Annotated in this window: 16 protein-coding genes; 2 read left to right on the top strand and 14 right to left on the bottom strand. The window is 47.9% G+C overall.

Annotated elements, in window-relative coordinates; all coding sequences use genetic code 11:
* Nucleotides 1-66: 66 nt before the first annotated feature.
* The 5 genes from carB to pyrR form a co-directional block, all read right to left on the bottom strand.
* Complete coding sequence (gene carB, locus ABGV42_RS24475) at nucleotides 67-3,285, bottom strand: carbamoyl-phosphate synthase large subunit (RefSeq protein WP_347384073.1); 3,219 nt, start codon at nucleotides 3,283-3,285, stop codon at nucleotides 67-69.
* A gap of 1 nt (nucleotide 3,286) precedes the next feature.
* Nucleotides 3,287-4,429, bottom strand: a complete 1,143-nt coding sequence (gene carA / locus ABGV42_RS24470; RefSeq protein WP_347384072.1) for a glutamine-hydrolyzing carbamoyl-phosphate synthase small subunit — start codon at nucleotides 4,427-4,429, stop codon at nucleotides 3,287-3,289.
* 341 nt (nucleotides 4,430-4,770) lie between these two features.
* Complete coding sequence (locus ABGV42_RS24465; protein WP_347384071.1) at nucleotides 4,771-6,075, bottom strand: dihydroorotase; 1,305 nt, start codon at nucleotides 6,073-6,075, stop codon at nucleotides 4,771-4,773.
* Nucleotides 6,076-6,198: 123 nt separating this feature from the next.
* Entirely contained in the window at nucleotides 6,199-7,110 is a 912-nt protein-coding gene (locus ABGV42_RS24460) for an aspartate carbamoyltransferase catalytic subunit (protein ID WP_431523691.1), read from the bottom strand.
* Entirely contained in the window at nucleotides 7,110-7,673 is a 564-nt protein-coding gene (gene pyrR / locus ABGV42_RS24455; protein ID WP_095290017.1) for a bifunctional pyr operon transcriptional regulator/uracil phosphoribosyltransferase PyrR, read from the bottom strand. The genes ABGV42_RS24460 and pyrR overlap by 1 nt, the downstream gene beginning before the upstream one ends.
* Nucleotides 7,674-8,327: 654 nt before the next feature.
* Between pyrR and ABGV42_RS24450 the strand changes: the two genes are divergently transcribed.
* Nucleotides 8,328-11,003, top strand: coding sequence for a YhgE/Pip domain-containing protein (locus ABGV42_RS24450; protein ID WP_347384069.1), 2,676 nt, complete (start codon nucleotides 8,328-8,330; stop codon nucleotides 11,001-11,003).
* Nucleotides 11,004-11,143: 140 nt separating this feature from the next.
* On the opposite strand, the gene ABGV42_RS24445 is transcribed toward ABGV42_RS24450, so the two are convergent.
* The 8 genes from ABGV42_RS24445 to lspA all read right to left on the bottom strand — a co-directional run bounded on the left by ABGV42_RS24445 (nucleotide 11,144) and on the right by lspA (nucleotide 17,721).
* Nucleotides 11,144-12,445, bottom strand: a complete 1,302-nt coding sequence (locus ABGV42_RS24445; RefSeq protein ID WP_347384068.1) for a DUF6080 domain-containing protein — start codon at nucleotides 12,443-12,445, stop codon at nucleotides 11,144-11,146.
* 54 nt (nucleotides 12,446-12,499) lie between these two features.
* The gene (locus ABGV42_RS24440; protein WP_347384067.1) at nucleotides 12,500-12,820 is read right to left on the bottom strand and encodes an EamA family transporter; all 321 of its coding nucleotides are present in this window, start codon (nucleotides 12,818-12,820) and stop codon (nucleotides 12,500-12,502) included.
* Nucleotides 12,807-13,097, bottom strand: coding sequence for an EamA family transporter (locus tag ABGV42_RS24435; protein WP_347384487.1), 291 nt, complete (start codon nucleotides 13,095-13,097; stop codon nucleotides 12,807-12,809). Before ABGV42_RS24435 ends, ABGV42_RS24440 begins: the two co-directional genes overlap by 14 nt.
* 26 nt (nucleotides 13,098-13,123) lie before the next feature.
* Entirely contained in the window at nucleotides 13,124-13,756 is a 633-nt protein-coding gene (locus ABGV42_RS24430; protein WP_347384066.1) for an HAD family hydrolase, read from the bottom strand.
* Between the two features lie 35 nt (nucleotides 13,757-13,791).
* Nucleotides 13,792-14,706, bottom strand: coding sequence for a decaprenyl-phosphate phosphoribosyltransferase (locus tag ABGV42_RS24425; RefSeq protein ID WP_431523676.1), 915 nt, complete (start codon nucleotides 14,704-14,706; stop codon nucleotides 13,792-13,794).
* Between the two features lie 181 nt (nucleotides 14,707-14,887).
* On the bottom strand, nucleotides 14,888-16,141 hold the full coding sequence (locus ABGV42_RS24420; protein WP_286456600.1) for an LL-diaminopimelate aminotransferase: 1,254 nt from the start codon (nucleotides 16,139-16,141) through the stop codon (nucleotides 14,888-14,890).
* Nucleotides 16,142-16,250: 109 nt separating this feature from the next.
* Nucleotides 16,251-17,195 carry an RluA family pseudouridine synthase gene (locus ABGV42_RS24415; RefSeq protein WP_431523690.1) on the bottom strand — a complete coding sequence of 315 codons (945 nt, stop codon included), beginning with the start codon at nucleotides 17,193-17,195 and terminating at the stop codon, nucleotides 16,251-16,253.
* Nucleotides 17,196-17,226: 31 nt separating this feature from the next.
* Nucleotides 17,227-17,721 carry a signal peptidase II gene (lspA, locus tag ABGV42_RS24410; RefSeq protein ID WP_347384064.1) on the bottom strand — a complete coding sequence of 165 codons (495 nt, stop codon included), beginning with the start codon at nucleotides 17,719-17,721 and terminating at the stop codon, nucleotides 17,227-17,229.
* Between the two features lie 219 nt (nucleotides 17,722-17,940).
* Between lspA and ABGV42_RS24405 the strand changes: the two genes are divergently transcribed.
* Nucleotides 17,941-18,684 carry a TraR/DksA C4-type zinc finger protein gene (locus ABGV42_RS24405; RefSeq protein ID WP_347384063.1) on the top strand — a complete coding sequence of 248 codons (744 nt, stop codon included), beginning with the start codon at nucleotides 17,941-17,943 and terminating at the stop codon, nucleotides 18,682-18,684.
* Between the two features lie 20 nt (nucleotides 18,685-18,704).
* On the opposite strand, the gene ABGV42_RS24400 is transcribed toward ABGV42_RS24405, so the two are convergent.
* A complete protein-coding gene (locus ABGV42_RS24400; protein WP_347384062.1) occupies nucleotides 18,705-19,055 on the bottom strand; it encodes a DUF5665 domain-containing protein in 351 nt (116 codons plus the stop codon).
* Between the last annotated feature and the right edge of the window lie 30 nt (nucleotides 19,056-19,085).

Raw genomic sequence — 19,085 nt, 5'->3', positions numbered from 1 at the left:
TTTTGCCCGATATAAAGGACATCCCGCCAGCCCGCAGGCTGACTGATGTCCTTCATCAGTACCTTTTTATTTTACAAAGACTGGCATTGCCTCCGAAGAGAAGTTGATCGTTTGCAGCATGATCAGCAGGGCACGAATCGTATCCAGGGAAGTCATACATACAATGCCGTTCTCTACCGCTTCACGACGAATTCGGAATCCGTCACGCTGCGGTGTTTTGCCTTTGGTCAGTGTGTTGAAGACAAAGTTCGCTTCACCGCTGCGAATCATGTCCAGAATGTTCGGCGAACCTTCGCTCAACTTGTTCACAGTCGTTACCGGAATGTTTGCTGCTTCAAGCGCAGCCGCCGTTCCTCCGGTAGCCATGATTTTGTAGCCCAGTCTGTAGAAACCTTCGAGCAGTGGTACAGCTTCGTCCTTATCTTTATCTGCCACAGTAACTACAATCGCTCCGGTTGCCGGAATTTTCATTCCTGCTCCGATGAGACCTTTGAACAACGCTTTGGCGTAATTCGGGTCACGACCCATAACCTCACCTGTGGATTTCATCTCAGGTCCAAGGGTTGGTTCCACACGACGCAGCTTCGCGAAGGAGAAGACCGGAACTTTCACCGATACATGATCCGACTCAGGCCACAGACCGTCAACGTAACCGAGATCTTTCAGCTTCACACCCAGGATTGCCTGTGTTGCCAGGTTTGCCATCGGAATGTTGGTTACTTTGCTCAGGAAAGGTACTGTACGGGATGAACGCGGGTTCACCTCAATGACATACACTTGGCCATTATGGATGACGAATTGGATGTTGACCAGACCAATCGTTTTCAGTTCTTTTGCAATCTTAATCGTGATGTCGACGATTTTTTCTTTCAAATCCTCGGACAGGTGCTGCGGCGGATAAACCGCGATGGAGTCACCGGAGTGCACCCCTGCGCGTTCGATATGTTCCATGATACCTGGAACCAGTACCGTCTCACCATCACAGATGGCGTCCACCTCAACCTCTTTACCCAGCATGTAACGGTCAATCAGCACCGGATGCTCGGGATTGATTTTAACCGCCTGTTCCATATATGTCAGCAATTCGGCATCAGAGTAAACAATCTCCATCGCGCGACCGCCAAGTACGTAGGAAGGACGAACCAGCACTGGGTAACCCAGGCTTTGCGCTGTCTCTACCGCATCATCTACGGATATGACTGTTTTACCTTTTGGCTGTGCAATTTCCAAACGGGACAGAAGACGTTCGAATTTCTTGCGATCCTCTGCCTCATCGATGCTCTCCAGATCCGTTCCGAGTATCGTTACACCTGCATTACGCAGTGGTGCTGCCAGGTTGATCGCCGTTTGACCACCGAACTGTACGATAACTCCTACCGGCTGTTCCTGCTCAATCACGTTCATGACATCTTCGAAGAACAGAGGCTCGAAGTACAGACGATCCGATGTATTGAAGTCCGTGGATACCGTTTCAGGGTTGTTGTTAATAATAACCGCTTCGTAGCCCGCCTTTTGCAAGGCCCATACCGCGTGTACGGTTGAGTAGTCGAACTCGATCCCTTGACCGATCCGGATCGGTCCCGAACCCAGCACTACGACCTTTTTCTTATCCGAAGGAATAACTTCATTCTCCGTTTCGTACGTCGAGTAGTAGTATGGCGTTGTTGCTTCGAACTCGGCTGCACATGTATCAACCATTTTGTATACCGGGCGAAGGTTTTCCTGTTCGCGGCGAGCTCTAACCTCTGCTTCCGTTGTCAAAGTGCTTCCAGGTTGACCTTGAGCGCGCAGCTCAGCAATGGCACGGTCCGTGAATCCAAGGCGTTTCGCTTGATACAGCGTTTCGGATGACAGCTCGGATTCCTCGCGGATGCGGTCTTCGAAGCCAATCAGACCTTCAATTTTGTCCAGGAACCACCAGTCAATCTTCGTCAGATCCTGAAGCTGCTGCAATGTATATCCTCTGCGGAATGCCTCGGCAATCAGGAACATCCGCTCATCATCCGCTTTCACCAGACGTTCGTTCAGCGTAGCTTCATCCAGCGTTTCGGCATCCTTCAAGTAGAGACGATGCACACCGATCTCCAGGGAGCGAACTGCTTTATGAATCGACTCCTCAAATGTACGGCCGATGGCCATAACCTCGCCTGTTGCTTTCATCTGTGTACCCAGCTTGCGGTTCGCCGAAGTGAACTTGTCGAACGGCCAGCGAGGAATTTTGCTCACGATATAATCCAGTGTCGGCTCAAAGCAGGCATAGGTTTGGCCAGTTACCGGGTTAACGATCTCATCCAGCGTGTAACCCATGGCGATTTTGGCAGCCATCTTCGCAATCGGATAACCGGTTGCTTTGGAAGCCAGTGCCGATGAACGGCTTACCCGCGGATTCACTTCGATAACATAATACTGGAAGCTGTGTGGATCTAGGGCGAACTGTACGTTACATCCACCTTCAATGTTAAGGGCACGAATGATTTTAAGGGATGCTGAACGCAGCATTTGATATTCACGATCAGACAGCGTCTGGCTTGGTGCCACAACGATACTATCACCTGTGTGAACGCCTACCGGGTCAAAGTTTTCCATGTTGCAGACTACGATACAGTTATCGTTCTTGTCACGCATGACTTCGTACTCGACTTCTTTCATGCCTGCAATGCTCTTCTCGACCAAACATTGCCCAATCGGGCTGTAACGAATTCCTGCGGCCACAGTCTCGCGCAGCTCCTCTTCATTCGCACAGATCCCGCCACCTGTTCCGCCAAGCGTATAAGCTGGACGGACGATAATCGGATAGCCAATCTCAGCCGCAAAATCAAGGGATTCTTCAAGTGTCGTTACAATAACACTCTCAGGTACAGGCTGCTCCAGTTCACGCATCAGGTCACGGAACAGGTCACGGTCTTCCGCCTTTTCGATGGACGTCAGCTGTGTTCCGAGCAGTTTCACATTTTCACGTTCCAGGACACCGGCACGAGCCAGTTCCACGGCCATGTTCAATCCGGTTTGACCGCCAAGCGTAGGCAGCAATCCGTCTGGGCGTTCCTGACGAATGATCTGAGTGACGAAGTCGAGTGTAATCGGCTCGATGTACACTTTGTCAGCCATGTTGGTATCGGTCATGATGGTTGCCGGGTTGCTGTTAATGAGCACAACTTCCACGCCTTCTTCTTTCAGTGCCTGGCAAGCCTGTGTGCCGGCATAGTCGAACTCGGCCGCTTGACCGATGACGATTGGACCGGAACCAATCACCAGGATTTTTTTGAGATCTTTGTTAATCGGCATGTTATTGTGCTCCTTTCACTGCGGCTGCCAATACGGCTTGACGCGGCTTTTGCGGGTTAGTGATTTTATGCTCACGGATCATTTCGATGAAACGGTCGAACAGATAGCTGTTATCATAAGGACCTGGCGCTGCTTCCGGGTGATACTGTACCGAAAACGCCGGGAATGTTTTATGTTTCAGACCTTCAATGGTCTTGTCATTGTTATTAATGTGTGTAACTTCCAAATCAGTGTTCTTCACTGAGTCTTCGTTAACTGTATAACCGTGGTTCTGGGATGTGATGAAGCAGCGTCCGCTCTCGAGTTCTTTGACCGGGTGATTACCGCCGCGGTGTCCAAACTTCAGCTTCTCGGTATCCGCGCCTGCTGCGAGTGCAAAGAGTTGATGACCGAGGCAGATACCGAAGATTGGATACTCGCCAAGCAGCTCACTGATCATTTTTACGGCATGTGGCACGTCCTTTGGATCCCCAGGACCGTTGGACAGCTGGATGCCATCCGGGTTCAGACGGCGAATCTCGTCTGCTGTTACATCATGCGGGACCACGACAACGTCGCAGTTGCGCTTGCTCAGTTCACGCAGAATTCCTGTTTTTGCACCATAGTCTACGAGAACGATACGTTCAGCTGTTCCCGGGCTGTTGTACACATGCTGCGTGGACGTCAGAGGTACCTGGTTGCGCAGCTCAGCGATGCTGGTGTCTCCCATCATCTCCAGCAGCTCTTCCACAGGCTTCGATCCTGTTGTGAGAATTCCCTTCATTGTGCCGTGATGACGGATCCGGCGAGTCAACATGCGTGTATCAATTTCGCTGATGCCTACGATGCCGTACTCTTTCAGCAGATCATCCAGGCTGTATTCAGCGCGCCAGTTGCTTGGTACCGTTTCATGACGGCGCACTACGAAACCATGCACGAATGGACGAATGGACTCGAAATCGTCACGCGTAATGCCGTAGTTACCGATCAGCGGATACGTCATGGTTACGATTTGACCGCAATAAGAAGGATCCGAAAGCACCTCTTGATAGCCTGTAATTCCCGTATTAAAAACGACCTCACCCGTTGTTTCACCTTCAGCACCGAATGCTTTTCCGGTGAACAGTGTGCCGTCTTCCAACAATAATCTTGCCTGTGCCTGCATCCCATTTCACTCCTCTGTGTTTATCAACTTGAATGCATTTCGTTGAACATGGGATGCGTGTCACGGTAGCGGTGACTTCGTGGACAGAAAGCCCTTCGATCGCTGTTATCCCCAGATTACTCTTTATCCATTTTCTAAATGGATGTAATCCGGGGATAAAGGCGAACGCTTCGCTTCTTCGGGTCTTTTCTGTCCACTTCGTAAGCTACTGTAGCGCCCAAGTTCAAAAGCATGACATCAACGTTGCTTGTTTCGTATGTTTACACTCTCGGCATGATCGGCCTCGAGTTAGTTGTAAGATTTATTGAAGTAAAGAGTTAATGATTCATTTATATACCGATTTACTGTTGTACCGTATTATTCCACACGCTTTTGCCATCCACCCAAGTCTGTACCGGCCAGCCTTTCAGCTTCCAGCCCGTAAATGGTGTGTTTCTTCCTTTGGTAGCAAACGCTGCAGGGTCGACCGCCTGTTCCTGATTCAAATCAATCATGGTCAGATCCGCTGGTGCTCCCTCTTCCATCTTGCCTGTATCCAGTCGGAATACCCGTGCCGGATCAGCAGTCATGCGTTTAACCAGGAAGTCCAAGCTCCAAAGTCCTGTTTCTACAAATTTGGTGTACAGCAGTGGGAAGGCTGTCTCGAATCCAACGATTCCGAATGGAGCCAGTTCCATGCCTTTGGCTTTCTCCTCTTCACTGTGCGGTGCATGATCGGTAACGATCATGTCCAGCGTTCCGTCCAGCAAGCCTTCGATGCAAGCCTGCACATCACGCGGTGAGCGAAGTGGCGGATTCATTTTCCAGTTGGCATCCATGCCCGGAATGTCCTCATCGGACAGAACCAGATGATGCGGACACACCTCAGCCGTAACCTTAATGCCAATCGATTTTGCCAATCGAATCAGGCGAACCGATTGTTCCGTACTTACGTGGCAGACATGATAGTGGACTCCTGTTGCTTCGGCAAGCAGGATATCACGGCCAACGTGAATCGCTTCGGATTCATTTGGAATGCCTTTGATCCCATGGCGCTTGGAGAATTCTCCTTCAGTGACATATCCACCTACAACCAGTGAGTCGTCTTCACAGTGAGCGATGACTGGCATATCCATGCTTGCCGCGAGGCTCATGGCGTCTTTCATCATCTGTGCGTTCTGCACGCCTACGCCGTCATCCGTAAAACCGATGGCGCCTGCTTCTTTCAAAGCGGCAAAATCGGTAAGTTCACGACCAAGCTCATTTTTCGTAATGGCTGCATACGGCAGAACTTTTACCAAATCAGCTTCTCTCGCTTTATCCAGAACCAGCTTTACTACACCCGGACTATCTGTTACCGGTCTTGTGTTCGGCATGCAGGCGATTGTTGTAAAACCGCCTTGGGCCGCTGACCTGGCACCTGTCTCGATCGTCTCTTTATGTTCGAATCCAGGTTCACGCAGATGGACGTGCATGTCGATCAAGCCGGGAATCACCAATTTGCCTGAAGCATCCGTAACGCTATGCGCAGATGGTTCTGCTTTTAGGACGGCTTCATCTTCCACACTGACGATCTTCTGTATCTTGCCTTCATTTATAATGATCGTTTTCCGTTCGAGTTCCCCTTGTGCATTCAACACATTTGCGTTCTTAATCATCTGTAGCATAATTGCCCTCCGCTTCGGTTCTAACCCGGATTCCCAGAGAATCCGAATGATTTGGATTTATCGTGTACTTTACCGTTCTATAGAAGTCCGCCCTGTCAGCCTATGAACCATAGCCAGACCCTGTTACAGCTTTAAAGCGCGTTCCATAACCGCCATGCGAATCGGAACACCGTTCGCCATCTGCGGGAAAATCCGCGATGCTGTACTCTCTACAACCGCGTCGTCAATTTCAACGTTCCGGTTAACCGGAGCAGGATGCATGATAATGGTGTTTGGATTCAGCCGTGCCGCCCGTTCTTCCGTCAATCCGTAGTGTTCGCGATAATCCTCAGCCGAGGTAATGAGACCATGCTTGTGGCGTTCAAGTTGAACCCGCAGCATCATGACTACATCTGCATCCAGTGCTTCATCCAGACCTACATAAGGAGCGTGCTCTGCCAGTTCCGGTGCTTGCATCGTTTGCGGAGCACAGAAGCGTACATCTGCTCCGAACTTTTGCAGTGCCCACAAGTTCGAGCGTGCAACCCGGCTGTGCATGATGTCTCCAATGATCGATACACGCAAACCTTTCAGTTCACCGAAAGCTTTTCGCATGGTGTACAAATCCAACAGTGCCTGGGTTGGGTGTTCGTTATTCCCGTCTCCCGCATTTACCAGTGGAACATTCACCTTCTGAGCCAGCTGCTGCAGAACACCTGCCGGTTTCAGCCGGATGACTCCGGCATCAATTCCCATGGATTCAAGTGTTCGTACCGTATCATAGATGGACTCGCCCTTCTCTACACTTGAAGCAGCTGCCGTGAAGTTCAGCACTTGTGCACCCAGTCGTTTTTCAGCCATTTCGAAAGAGAAGCGAGTACGGGTGCTGTTCTCGAAGAACATGTTGGCAACAAAGCGTGATTCAAGTACAGGTACCAACTTATCCGTCTGAGCATCCCAGTGGGCTGCTCTGTTAAGAATCGCTTCAATCTCACTGCGACTAAGTTCCTTCAGTCCGAGCAAGCTCCGGTCCTTCAATGCTGTCTGTGTAATCATCATGCCTGCTCCCCCCGGTTCTGAATGATTTTGACTTCGTCCTGTCCGTCCGTTTCCATCAGTGCTACTTCAATCTCCTCCGATTTGGAAGTCGGCACATTTTTGCCGATAAAATCAGGTCGGATTGGAAGTTCCCGGTGCCCGCGGTCCGCGAGTACTGCCAGCTGAATGTTTTGCGGTCTTCCACAGTCCATCAGGGCATCCATCGCTGCACGGATGGTTCGTCCGGTATAGAGCACATCATCGAACAAAATCACTTTTTTGTCATGAATCGAAAGTGATTCAGGTGTCATCGTCAACAGTTCCTTGCGATTTGCTTTGTTCTCATCCAAGCGATCATCGCGATAAGGAGTTACATCCAGTTCTCCCCAGGGGACTTTGGCGCCTTCGATTTCTTCAATCTTGGCGGCGATCCGTTCTGCAAGATAAACGCCCCGCGTACGGATACCGACCAGCACACAACCGTCGATCCCTTTGTTTTTTTCCAAAATCTCATGGGCAATCCGTGTTAATGCGCGGCGGATCGCCGTTTCATCCATAATGACATGTGTTTCTGTGCTCATGCGTTCAGCCTCCTCAGGATTTCCCTCCAGATCATGGCCCCGTGACAGGAGAACAAAAAAGACTCCTTGCCGTGTTTATTGGCAAGGAGTCTCCGAACTTCAGACCGCTCTGAAGAAAGTTTACTCTCGGGATGCACCGTTATATTGCCGCAGCAAAAAACGATGTATCGTTCACGTTACCTTGCCAGTCTCACGGGACTGATTTAAAGGTGCTATTCATGTCGAACACATTGCAGTGCCTCACAGGGCGCTGTTGATCAATATGTCCGTTCGTCTTCATGAATTATGACAGAAAGACAACCCCCTGTCAACACCTCACCTTAGCAGGCGAAACTCCCTGCTGTATTCCACTTAGAATCAACAGGTCGGCTGAAAAACATCCATGCACATCACATTTCATTCATTACTCATAATTATACAATATTTCTGTATATTTATCCATAGGTATTTGAAACTTGAATGGATCCAATATAACCCTTCTATTTATAGCCCCCTACAGAAAGATCGATTATTCACACATGAAAAGGGTAAACACTTATAACGCGAACCCGTTCACATTCCGTTGATAGGAACCGATATACATAAAGATTTGTATCTTCCTGAGATGGGAATGATATAAAATCTGTAATTTCGATCTTGGATTAGGAGGACATCATGCGTAACATATGGCAGATTTACAAAACAGACTGGCTTCACATCTTAAAAGTACCTACAGGCATATTCTTAATTGCAGCCATTATTTTACTGCCTGGGGTGTATGACTGGGTCAACGTCAAATCGGTGTGGGATCCATACAGCAACACACAAGGAATTAAAATCGCGGTAACAACGGAAGATCAGGGTGCAACGGTTGCCGGAACAACGGTTAATATAGGAGACGAATTAGTGTCCAGCCTGAAGCAAAATAATAAGCTGGGTTGGACATTTGTAGATCAGGCTGAGGCAAGCCGAGGGGTACAGACAGGCGAGTATTATGCAAGCCTGCTTATCCCAAGTGACTTTTCATCCAAAATTACGGGTATTGTCGATGGAAAACTGGAACGTCCTGAAGTTGTGTACACGGTCAATGAGAAGGTTAATGCCATTGCTCCCAAAATCACGGGCTCAGGCGTCTCTTCCATTACAACGCAAATTAACGAAAGTTTTACCGAAGCGGTCAGCGAGGCGGTATTAACCAAATTAAAAGAAGCTGGTGTGGAGATTGATGCTCAGCTACCTACCCTGCGCAAGATGGAGAATGGAATCTTTACACTGGAAAAGAATCTTCCTGCCATACAGTCTGCGGGACATAAAGTGCTGGAAGTGGAAAAAGCCATGCCAGAAATCGTAAAAGAAGCTCAAAAAATTGTAGAAATCGAGAAACGACTGCCCGAAATTAACGAAGCAGCACAGTATATACTTAAGGTCCAGGAATATTGGCCGCAAATTATGGATGCCTCATCCGAGGTACTGGCCATACAGGAGCGAATTCCGGATATTCGAAAAGCAGTCGAACGTATTCAAGAAGTGGATGAACATTTTGGTGAAGTGTCGGGTGTCATCGATACAGCTTTAACCAAAACGGACAAGGCTCTTACTATCGTAACCGCTGCTCAAGATGAACTTGACACGGTCTCAGGCATTACGCAAAACGGAGTCGAACTGGCAGAAGGCATGAATCGTTTCGTGGATGCGAGTGAAGAAGCATTTCAGACCATTGGACCGGTAATCCGGCAAAATGCATTGCTGGTACAGCAGATCGCGAATGCTGGCTCAGATCTGTTTGGACGGCTGCAGAATACAGACCTTAGCGTACTCCCAACAGCAGACGAACTGGACAGCATAGCTGCTAGACTTTCAGTTGCCGTAAAATTAGTTGACAGTATGGCTGATCTATTGGGCAAAATGGACCAATTGCTTCCAGGCCATCCGTTAGCCGATAAAATCACGCGATTGAACACCCTCTCGGACAAGCTTCAACTCCAGATGAAGCTTGCAGGTATCATCAGCGATGCATTACGGCGCAATACCACTCCACCAGCCGATATTATTGCTCAGCTTAATTCATTATCGGAGGAAATCAACAGCGGAGTGAACCGGATCCTCGAATCATATGATACGGAAATAGCACCCGCCCTTACTACCGGAGCAGACAAACTAAGATCTATTCTCTCTGCATCAGCAGATACTATACAAGGTGCCCGGGATCGGATACCGGATATTGCGGACATCCTGTCAGCTACTAAGGAAGGAATTACTTTTGGACAGACAGAATTGAGGAAAATTCAAAGCGATCTGCCCCAAATGCAGAACAAGATTCATGAAATCTCACAGACACTCCAGAACAAAAGTGAGGCTTTTATTCAGGCACTGAACACGGTAGCACCCCTCATTCAGAATGACCTGCCCAAAGTAGGAGCCAAGCTGAATGAGGCAGCGGATTTTGTTCGCAACGATCTGCCCCAGGCAGAGAAGCAGATTGGCAAGGCGTCCGACTTTGTACAACATCAATTGCCTGAGGTTGAACAAGGCGTGCACCGCGTTGCAACACTTGTGCGTGAGGACCTGCCTGCTCTGGAAAATGCAATCCGCAAGGCGGCAGATAAACTTAGAGAGGTGGAAGGCAATAATCAGTTTGCCGAACTTGCCAAGCTGCTGCGCGGGGATATCGAGGAAGAGAGTGCCTTTCTTGCCAGTCCGGTTCAGATCAAGGAAAATCAATTGTATCCGATCCCCAATTACGGATCAGCCATGTCACCATTTTATGGCGTATTGTCCCTGTGGGTCGGCTCCACACTCCTCATTTCCCTGCTTCGGGCTGAGGCAGAAAATCCGGACGGCAAGTTTCGCAGGTACCAATTGTACCTTGGACGCTTGGGTACGTTTCTGACTATAGGGTTGCTCCAGGCTGTGTGCGTGACTGTGGGAGATATGCTGTTTCTCGGGACATATGTCGCAGATAAACTATGGTTTGTCCTGTTTGCCATGTTGGTAAGTGCTGTGTTTGTCACCATCACTTACACCCTGTTATCTGTATTCGGAAACATCGGAAAGGGAATTGCGATTATCTTCATGGTGTTTCAGTTCTCAAGTTCGGGCGGAACGTTTCCGATCAGCATGACTTCTCCCTTCTTCCAGGCCTTGAACCCGTTCATGCCCTTCACGTATGCGATAAGCCTTCTTCGTGAATCGGTCGGTGGCATTTTGTGGTCGACAGCACTCAAGGATATTTTATGGCTCTGTATATTCATTGCCCTTAGCCTAATCCTGGCTTTGGTGCTGAAACGTCCTCTTAGCAGCCTCACGAAACGTTCAGCCGAGAATGCGAAGAAGACCAAAATCATAGCCTGATTCCTATGAAAGAACCCTCTGCAAAAAGCTGCAGAGGGTTCTTGCTTACTCCCAAACATGGATCAGGAAAAGAGACAAGCCGAATGGATATCGTTTCTCCACATGGCTTGTCTCTCTTTTATGATAACGATTATTTCACATCAATTCACAGGATGCGTCTGCTCCAATTGCTCGTATGACTGTTTGATCGTGGTCAGTGTCTCTACATGACGGTAGATATTGTTCGCTGCCATCACTAGTACACTTATGAAGACTAGGCCGAGAATTATTTTTTTGCCGATCCCCTGACGAAGTCCAATCACCCATCCTCCACCCAGCAGGAAAAAGGCAAACAGATAGTGACCAGCATACAGGTACATATCGTATTGGAACACAGCCAGTCCGAAACCAACTACGATATGCAGCAGAAATGCAAACAAAATATAAGGTGCAAGAGTCCACACTTCCCGTTCACGGATCCCCTTGATGAACCCGATCAGCGCCAGCAGCAATATAAAGATACCGACAAGCTGAACATGAATCGGGTTGGAGCGTGACAGATCCGTTACAAAAGCAACCAGCCCCGGATCCAGCAAATGAACTCTGGGAGAGAGCATCGGATTAATCGTCAGCAGAGTCAGTGCCTTCCAATGAGCCGCAAACTGGAAAGGTGTAGCATAGCTCGTCCCTCCGTTCTGGATTCCGAGCAACCAATTGCTAACCCAACTTCTTCCCCCGAAAGCGACATACTGAATGCCTGTTAATACGATTATGAAGGCAACCGCCAGTGCCATGATTCCAATATACTTTTTCCATGTGGAAGCCTTGCGCCAGGTACGCCAATTGAAAAACATAGCAGCAGCCAAAGGTACAATGTTCGTTGACGTCAGCCCAAAATTGACAGTCGCAAGCAGGGCATTCGGCACATAGCGCACGTCATCCCGTTCACGTGTATATTGCATATAAAGAACAGACCATAGGATAAAAAACTGCACATACGGATAGGAATCCGGAATCAGTGCCGTGAACATCAGGTATGAACTACATCCAAATAGCGCCGCGAAGAGCAGTGGTGTTATGATTTGTCTATCCTTTTGATTGAGAAAAATAAAAACCAGCACTACGGATCCGGCATTGATCAGGGATTGCAGAATGAGAAAGAACCAGTTCCCTCCCAGCAATTGTGATACTGCTCCGAGTGTAACGACAAGAAAGGATATTAACGGATGAATTACCGAAGAGCTGTTTGCACCATAGTACATGGACGGATCGAAATTAAATAAATTCAGTGGAAATTGTTGCGTATTAAATGGTGTATATGCACCAAGAACCTGCGCCTGATCCGCAATGTACACAACATAAGGGGCATTCATCAGAGCATAAAAAAGAGTAAAGCCCGCGAACAGGCATAGTGCAGTCCAATTCGTTTTGCGATCATAAAATATGTAGTCCAGAAATTTCATGCATTCACATCCAATATGTCATTTTCAAAATTCTCTGTGCACTTCTTATCCGTCTTACCAAACCAAGAAACATAAACCTCCCATAATGCAAATGACACCCAGCCAGCGGAGTGGACCCACCTTCTCCCTGAATGCAAATTTTGCAATGAACAGTGTCCAGACATACGTCAGCGCATTGGCAGGCAGGACCACTGTTAAGGGAAGGAATTTGAGCAGCACAATGTTCAGAAGCGCACCGATACCATAAAAAGCAAGACCCATGAGGACATGCAGCTTTTTGCGACTTGTCGCGTAGGCTTTCAAGCCAGCACCACCCATTGCCCCGCACAATGTCATTACAATCAGTACAAACCACATCCAGCTATCGGTCAACACTGGTTAATGTCACCCCGATTCCGAGCAGCACAACGGCTGCAAGCTTCTGTATCGTCAGCTCTTCTCCCAGCAGAAAGTGACCGTAAATGAGCGCAAAAACATAGCTTGCACACATCAACGGATAAGCAACGGATAACTTTTCCAGAGCAAAAGCCTTAATCATCAAGACGGCTCCCAGCCCATAGCACACAAATCCGATGCCCAGATAAATCCACTCCGTCAGCCCCCATTTCCAGAACAACTGTCCGGTGGCCGTGAGGAAAGCGGAGACAAGCATTAACCCCTTGCCCGTATGACGTCCCTTTATTTCCCCCACGATAATGCCTCCATATCCGGAACCCTTCTGTTAATAAAATAGCGCTGTGCCACAAGCTCCATCACCGGCAGATCGGACAGAGAATCAGAGTAAGAGCAGGACTGTTCGTAATCAATGACCATGTTTCTCTCCTGCAGATAAGCCTGTATCCGGCGCACCTTCTCTTCACCTTTGCAGTTAACGCCCTCGATCGTACAGGTGTATCCATTCTGATGGCGCACGAGTTCGGTTCCAATGACATGGTCTACCCAAGGAAAGTTTTTAAAATATTTCATATAAGCATGCGGAGACGCAGTCACCAGCAACACATGATAACCGGCTTCCTTGCGGTGCTGCATTTCCACACTGGCTTCAGCAAAAATGGCGGTACGCAATCGAGTATCAAAAAAATGCTCCAGATCTTCCTCGGTCATGCGCTCAATACTCTTAAAGTACGAACGCTTGACTTGTTCCACACTCATTAGGCCTGCCTTGAACATCGCGGTATGAAAGGCAATAAGCGGAAGTCTCCATACCTGCCCAGGGTAACGGCGAACACCATAATGCACGAACTGAAACATGGAATCTCTGCGTATAATCGTTTTATCAATATCAAAAATAGCAATTTTACTGCTTCTCACCCTGATCCCCCTCAAACCTTTAATCGAAATGTTTTTCATTCAAAAATCGCAAATATCGCGACAACACTAACTACGTACAGAATTACGGTAACCAATATAGGCTTGTCCTCAAACAAAACACGATCCGGTGAACCTCCCTGGTTTTTCATATGAATGAGATACAAATATCGGAACATGCCGTAGATCACCAGCGGAATGGTCCACATCAGGTGAATGGTCCGGTCAGAGGTGAAGGTGAACAAAGAGTAGCTAATAATCGTTGCTGTCGTCACGATGGTATTAAATTGATCCAGCAATGTGACGGAGTAGTTATCCAGCACCTTACGATGCGAACCGGTATTACCCTCGAGCAGGGTAAGCTCGTTTCTCCGCTTGCCAATCGCCAGAAATAGGGACAGCAGCATGGTGCAGATCAGGAACCAGGGTGTAAAGGGGACATGAATCAATACGCCGCCCGCTATGGCACGAAGGACGAATCCTGCTGCGATAGTCATCATGTCCACAATAACGAGATGTTTAAGCACAAAAGAGTAAGATACGTTCAACAGGAAATATACAATGCATAGTCCACCAAAAAGCGGGTTCATCATAAAAGCAATTCCCACGGACAGAATCAACAGGATAACGCCAAACAGCAGAGCATGGGCAGGTTGGACCTGTCCAGAGGCAATCGGTCGGAACTGCTTCACCGGATGCTGCCGGTCCCTGTCCCGATCCACATAATCATTTAAAATATAAACGCAGCCAGCAACGAGGCTAAATAAAATAAAACCAAGCAAAGTCGATAGAATGGTTTCGGTCCGTATTTCCTCAAAGGAAAATAATAACGCAGCGAATAACAGCAAGTTTTTGGTCCACTGTTTCGGTCTCAGCAGCTTGAACAGCCCTGAAATGGCATTGCCCGTTCCTGCTGCATGTGAGGACACCGTATTCGTTCTTGAAGACAACAATTTCCATAACCCCCTTCCAAACCTACTTCTGTCTATAAAAATAACGTAAAGATCTAATCATAAGTTGTTTGGTTAATTTTGTAAAGGGAGAAAACGGAATTTTTTTAAATTTATGAACATAAAAAAAGAGACCGTCTCCGGTCTCTAGCTTTATTTCATTCACTTGTGTTGGTGAATTCCATTAGAATTCGAATTGTACGTCGCTCAGACGACGTTTAATTTCAGCAATAACGCGTTTCTCTTCCTCTTCCCCTTTGGCTTCAAAGGTAACGGAGAAACGAACGAAGTTGCCCGCATCATCCCAAGGTACAGAAGAGATCAATTTTTCACGAATCAGGAATTGGGAGAAGTCTTCCCCGGACTCGAAGCGACGTCCGCCCACTACACCTTTTGGAGCTTCAACGTACAGGAAGAAGGAACCTTTCGGTTTTTCAGCCTGGAAACCAAGCTCGTTCAGAGCAGCAACCAGCAGGTCATGACGACGGGAATATTTCTCTGCAATTTTCTCTGTAATTTCCGGATGGTTCAGACCGTAAGCAGCTGCCTTTTGAATCGCAATAAATTGACCGGAATCGTTGTTGTCCTTCACATCACTGAAAGCTTTAACAACGAGCGGATTCCCTGCAACAAATCCAATTCTCCATCCTGTCATGTTGTAAGACTTAGACAAGGAGTGCAGCTCTACGCCAACATCCTTCGCTCCAGGTACGGACAGGAAGCTGAATGGTTTATTGCCGTCATAAGTCAGCGCAGCATATGGAGCGTCATGTACAACAACAACGCTGTACTTTTTCGCCCACTCAATCACTTTTGTGAAGAATTCAACCGTTGCACCAGCACCAGTCGGGTTGTTTGGATAGTTCAGATACAGCAACTTTGCACGTTTTGCGATATCTTCAGGGATTGTTGTCAGATCAGGCAGGAAATTGTTTTCCTTCGTCAGCTGAATATTGTACACTTCGCCGCCCAGATATTTGGTGTGTGTACCCATAACCGGATAGCCAGGAACCGTCATAATCGTTACATCACCTGGATTAATGAAGCACGAAGGCATCATTGCCAATGCTGGCTTGGATCCGATGGAGTGCACAATTTCCGTTGCCGGATCAATGCCTTCAACGTTAAATACATTTTTCAGGTAAGCGGCTGCTGCTTCCTTGAATTCAGGAATCCCGTTATCGGCATAACCGCGGTTCTCCGGTTTGGAAGCTTCTTGTGAGAGAGCAGCTACGATGCCTGCATCAGCCATCTCATCCGGCTCACCTACGCCAAGGTCGATCAGTTCAACATTGGGAAAATCTTTCTTTGCCGAGGCTTTAGCGCGTTTGATTTTCTCGAATTTATAGATGTTGGTGTCTTTACCATAGTTGGAGCCGCCAATACGGTCGGCAAAATTGGTTTGAATGTATGTTTCTTGATATTTATCGATACTCATACTCATGTTCATCTCCTCATTTGACGCAAATTTCTACAATCTAATATGAAGCATTTGCCCATGTTTAGCCATGGACAAAGTATCTGAACATTTGTACTTTCCCGAGTGGTCAGCGGCTGCGCAGTGAAGCAAGAACCTCTTCCATGTCTTGAGGCAGCGGAGCAGTGAATTCCAGGTACTCCCCTGTTGTTGGATGAACAAAACCTAGAATCGCAGCGTGCAGCGCCTGCCCATTCATTTTGATGCCCTTGTTGCGTCCATAGATCGGATCTCCTACAAGCGGATGACCAATAAACTTCAGATGAACACGTATCTGATGCGTTCGGCCTGTCTCAAGTTTGAGTTCCAGCAACGTATAATCGTTGATTCTTTCCGTAACATTAAAATGCGTGACAGCATGTTTGCTGTTACGTTCAGTCACGGTATACATTTTACGATCATTGGTATCGCGTCCAATAGGTGCATCGATTGTTCCCTGATCATGACTCAAATGACCATGAACAAGTGCGATATACCGCCGGTTTACACTGTGATCCTTCAGCTGGGCAGCCAGCGAGGCGTGAGCACGATCGTTTTTGGCAGCCATCAGCAGGCCTGAAGTATCCTTATCGATCCGATGCACGATTCCAGGCCGCAGCTCTCCATTAATGCCCGAAAGATCTTTGCAGTGATACATGAGCGCATTAACAAGTGTACCTGATGTATGTCCCGGTGCCGGATGCACCACAAGACCACGCGGTTTGTTAATGACGATGACATCGCTGTCCTCATATACCACTTCCAGCGGAATATCTTCGGCAATAATTTCGACAGCGGTCGGTTCAGGAATCTGAAGTTCAATCAGATCACCCTCGGCCAATTTGGCATTAGCCTTCACGACAGCTCCGTTTACGGTAACCAGACCGTCACCGATCCATAGTTGGACCTGGGAGCGGGAGACATCATCCATTGCTTCAGTAATATATTTGTCAATGCGTTCCTTTTTATGTTCAGCAGAAACGGTCCATTCCAATCGTTCGTTGTCATTCATCAGGTCATCGTCTTGTGCAGACATATCCCCAGTAGTTTGTTCTTCATTGTGCATTTTACTCATGATGTTCATTCCCTTCAATCTTCGCGGCGGCCTTCTCGCGCCGTCCCTCAAGAAACGTTTCCACAATAATTAGTGCAACCCCGATACAGATGGCTGAATCGGCAACATTGAAGATCGGAAACGTGTAACTGCCAAAATTAAGCTGGACAAAGTCCACAACTTCACCCGTCAAAGCGCGATCGAGGAAATTCCCGATGGCCCCGCCAAGCACCAGACTAAGTGCTACAGGCAGCAATTTGTGCGGGGAATTTTTTACTTTTTGCAAGTACCAGATCAAGGCAATCACCACAATTACCGTAACGACGATAAAGAACCAGCGTTGGTCCTGCAAAATACCGAAAGCTGCGCCCGAGTTGCGGTGTGAAGTGATAACAAAGAAATTGCCTATAACCGGAATTTCTTCCCGAAGCTCCATTTGGGTCGCAATTAAATACTTTGTTCCCTGATCCACCAAAAATACGATAAAAGCGAGGATATAATACACCACGTTTGTTCGTCACTCCGTTCTTGTCTTTTCCAAACCATACCAGGCTTTACGCCAGACTTGTTCATTGTAGCACAGCTGTTTGGAAGTCGTCCACGACAGGCATTTTCCCTTTCTTAATGGCAAAATCGATAACAATTCCCTTCTGTAATCAAGGCCTGATTGGCACATGCTAGATCAGAGACCAAATTCGGATTCCAGACGGACAGAAAGGGGAAAACGATGGCACATCTTACTTCAGAACAAATCCAATCCTTACGTTCCCAATTGCTGGCTGAAAAACGTGGTATTGAACATCGGCTTGAGCAAAATGACCATTACGGCCTCAGTGGTTCAATGAGATTTCAGACGGGTGAATTATCTCCTATTGATAATCATCCCGGTGATGTAGCTACCGAAATGTATGATCGGGAGAAAGATATTTCCCTTTTGGAGCATGATGAATTCCAATTGGAGCGCATCGACTCTGCCCTGCATTCCATCGAAGAAGGTCATTATGGAACTTGCGCAGTTTGTCAGCAGCCCATTCCTTATGAGCGGATGCAAGCCGTTCCCTACACCAAGTATTGCAAAAAGCATCAGCCTGAAACCGTCGTTTCCGATAATCGTCCGGTTGAAGAAGAGTTTCTTGCTCCGGCCTTTGGACGCACGAGCCTCGATGAGCGCGATGATCAGAATGGCTTCGATGGTGAAGATGCGTGGCAGATCGTTGAAAGTTGGGGCACATCAAATACACCAGCCATGGCTGAAGGCCGCGATATTGACAGTTACGATGTGATGGCCATTGAAGCTACAGATGAGGTTGAAGGCTGCGTTGAAGCCTATGAGAGCTTTGTAGCAACCGATATTTACGGTCAAGATGTATCCATCGTTCGTAACAGACAATACCGGCAGTATTTGGAGAATCGTGAAGGTGAAGGCTTGCTCGAACTTGACAACGATTCGGATCCATATGACATGTACTAGACATTAGACATGCTCCGCCTCTAATATGTGTTCAATTCAAGCTGACGCTGTACGATACGGACGATGTCTGCAATGTAATCTCCTACGATCGGCAGATTGAGAGCTCCCAGCACCTGTAACACATAAATGATGGTGGCCGCAAAAAATGTAAAACCGATGGCGATCCCCACACCTCGCGCTGCACCTGATAACAGGTTAAGCCCAATCAGTTTCCACGGCCGATTCAGCAATTCCGTATACTGTGCGATACGTGAACGCTCAAGCTCGTTAGCCAGTCGGTTAGTCAGGGTATGGAGTTCCTCAATTTTGTCTTTATCGCCCTGTGGAGATATCGCTTGTGATGCGGACGATGGCTGCTTGTCTTCATTCATGAGTTCGCTCAGTTCCTTTGGTATCCATAG

This window comes from Paenibacillus pabuli (assembly GCF_039831995.1).
Taxonomy (GTDB): Bacteria; Bacillota; Bacilli; order Paenibacillales; family Paenibacillaceae; genus Paenibacillus; species Paenibacillus pabuli_C.
This window is presented reverse-complemented; position numbering and strand designations above follow the sequence as displayed.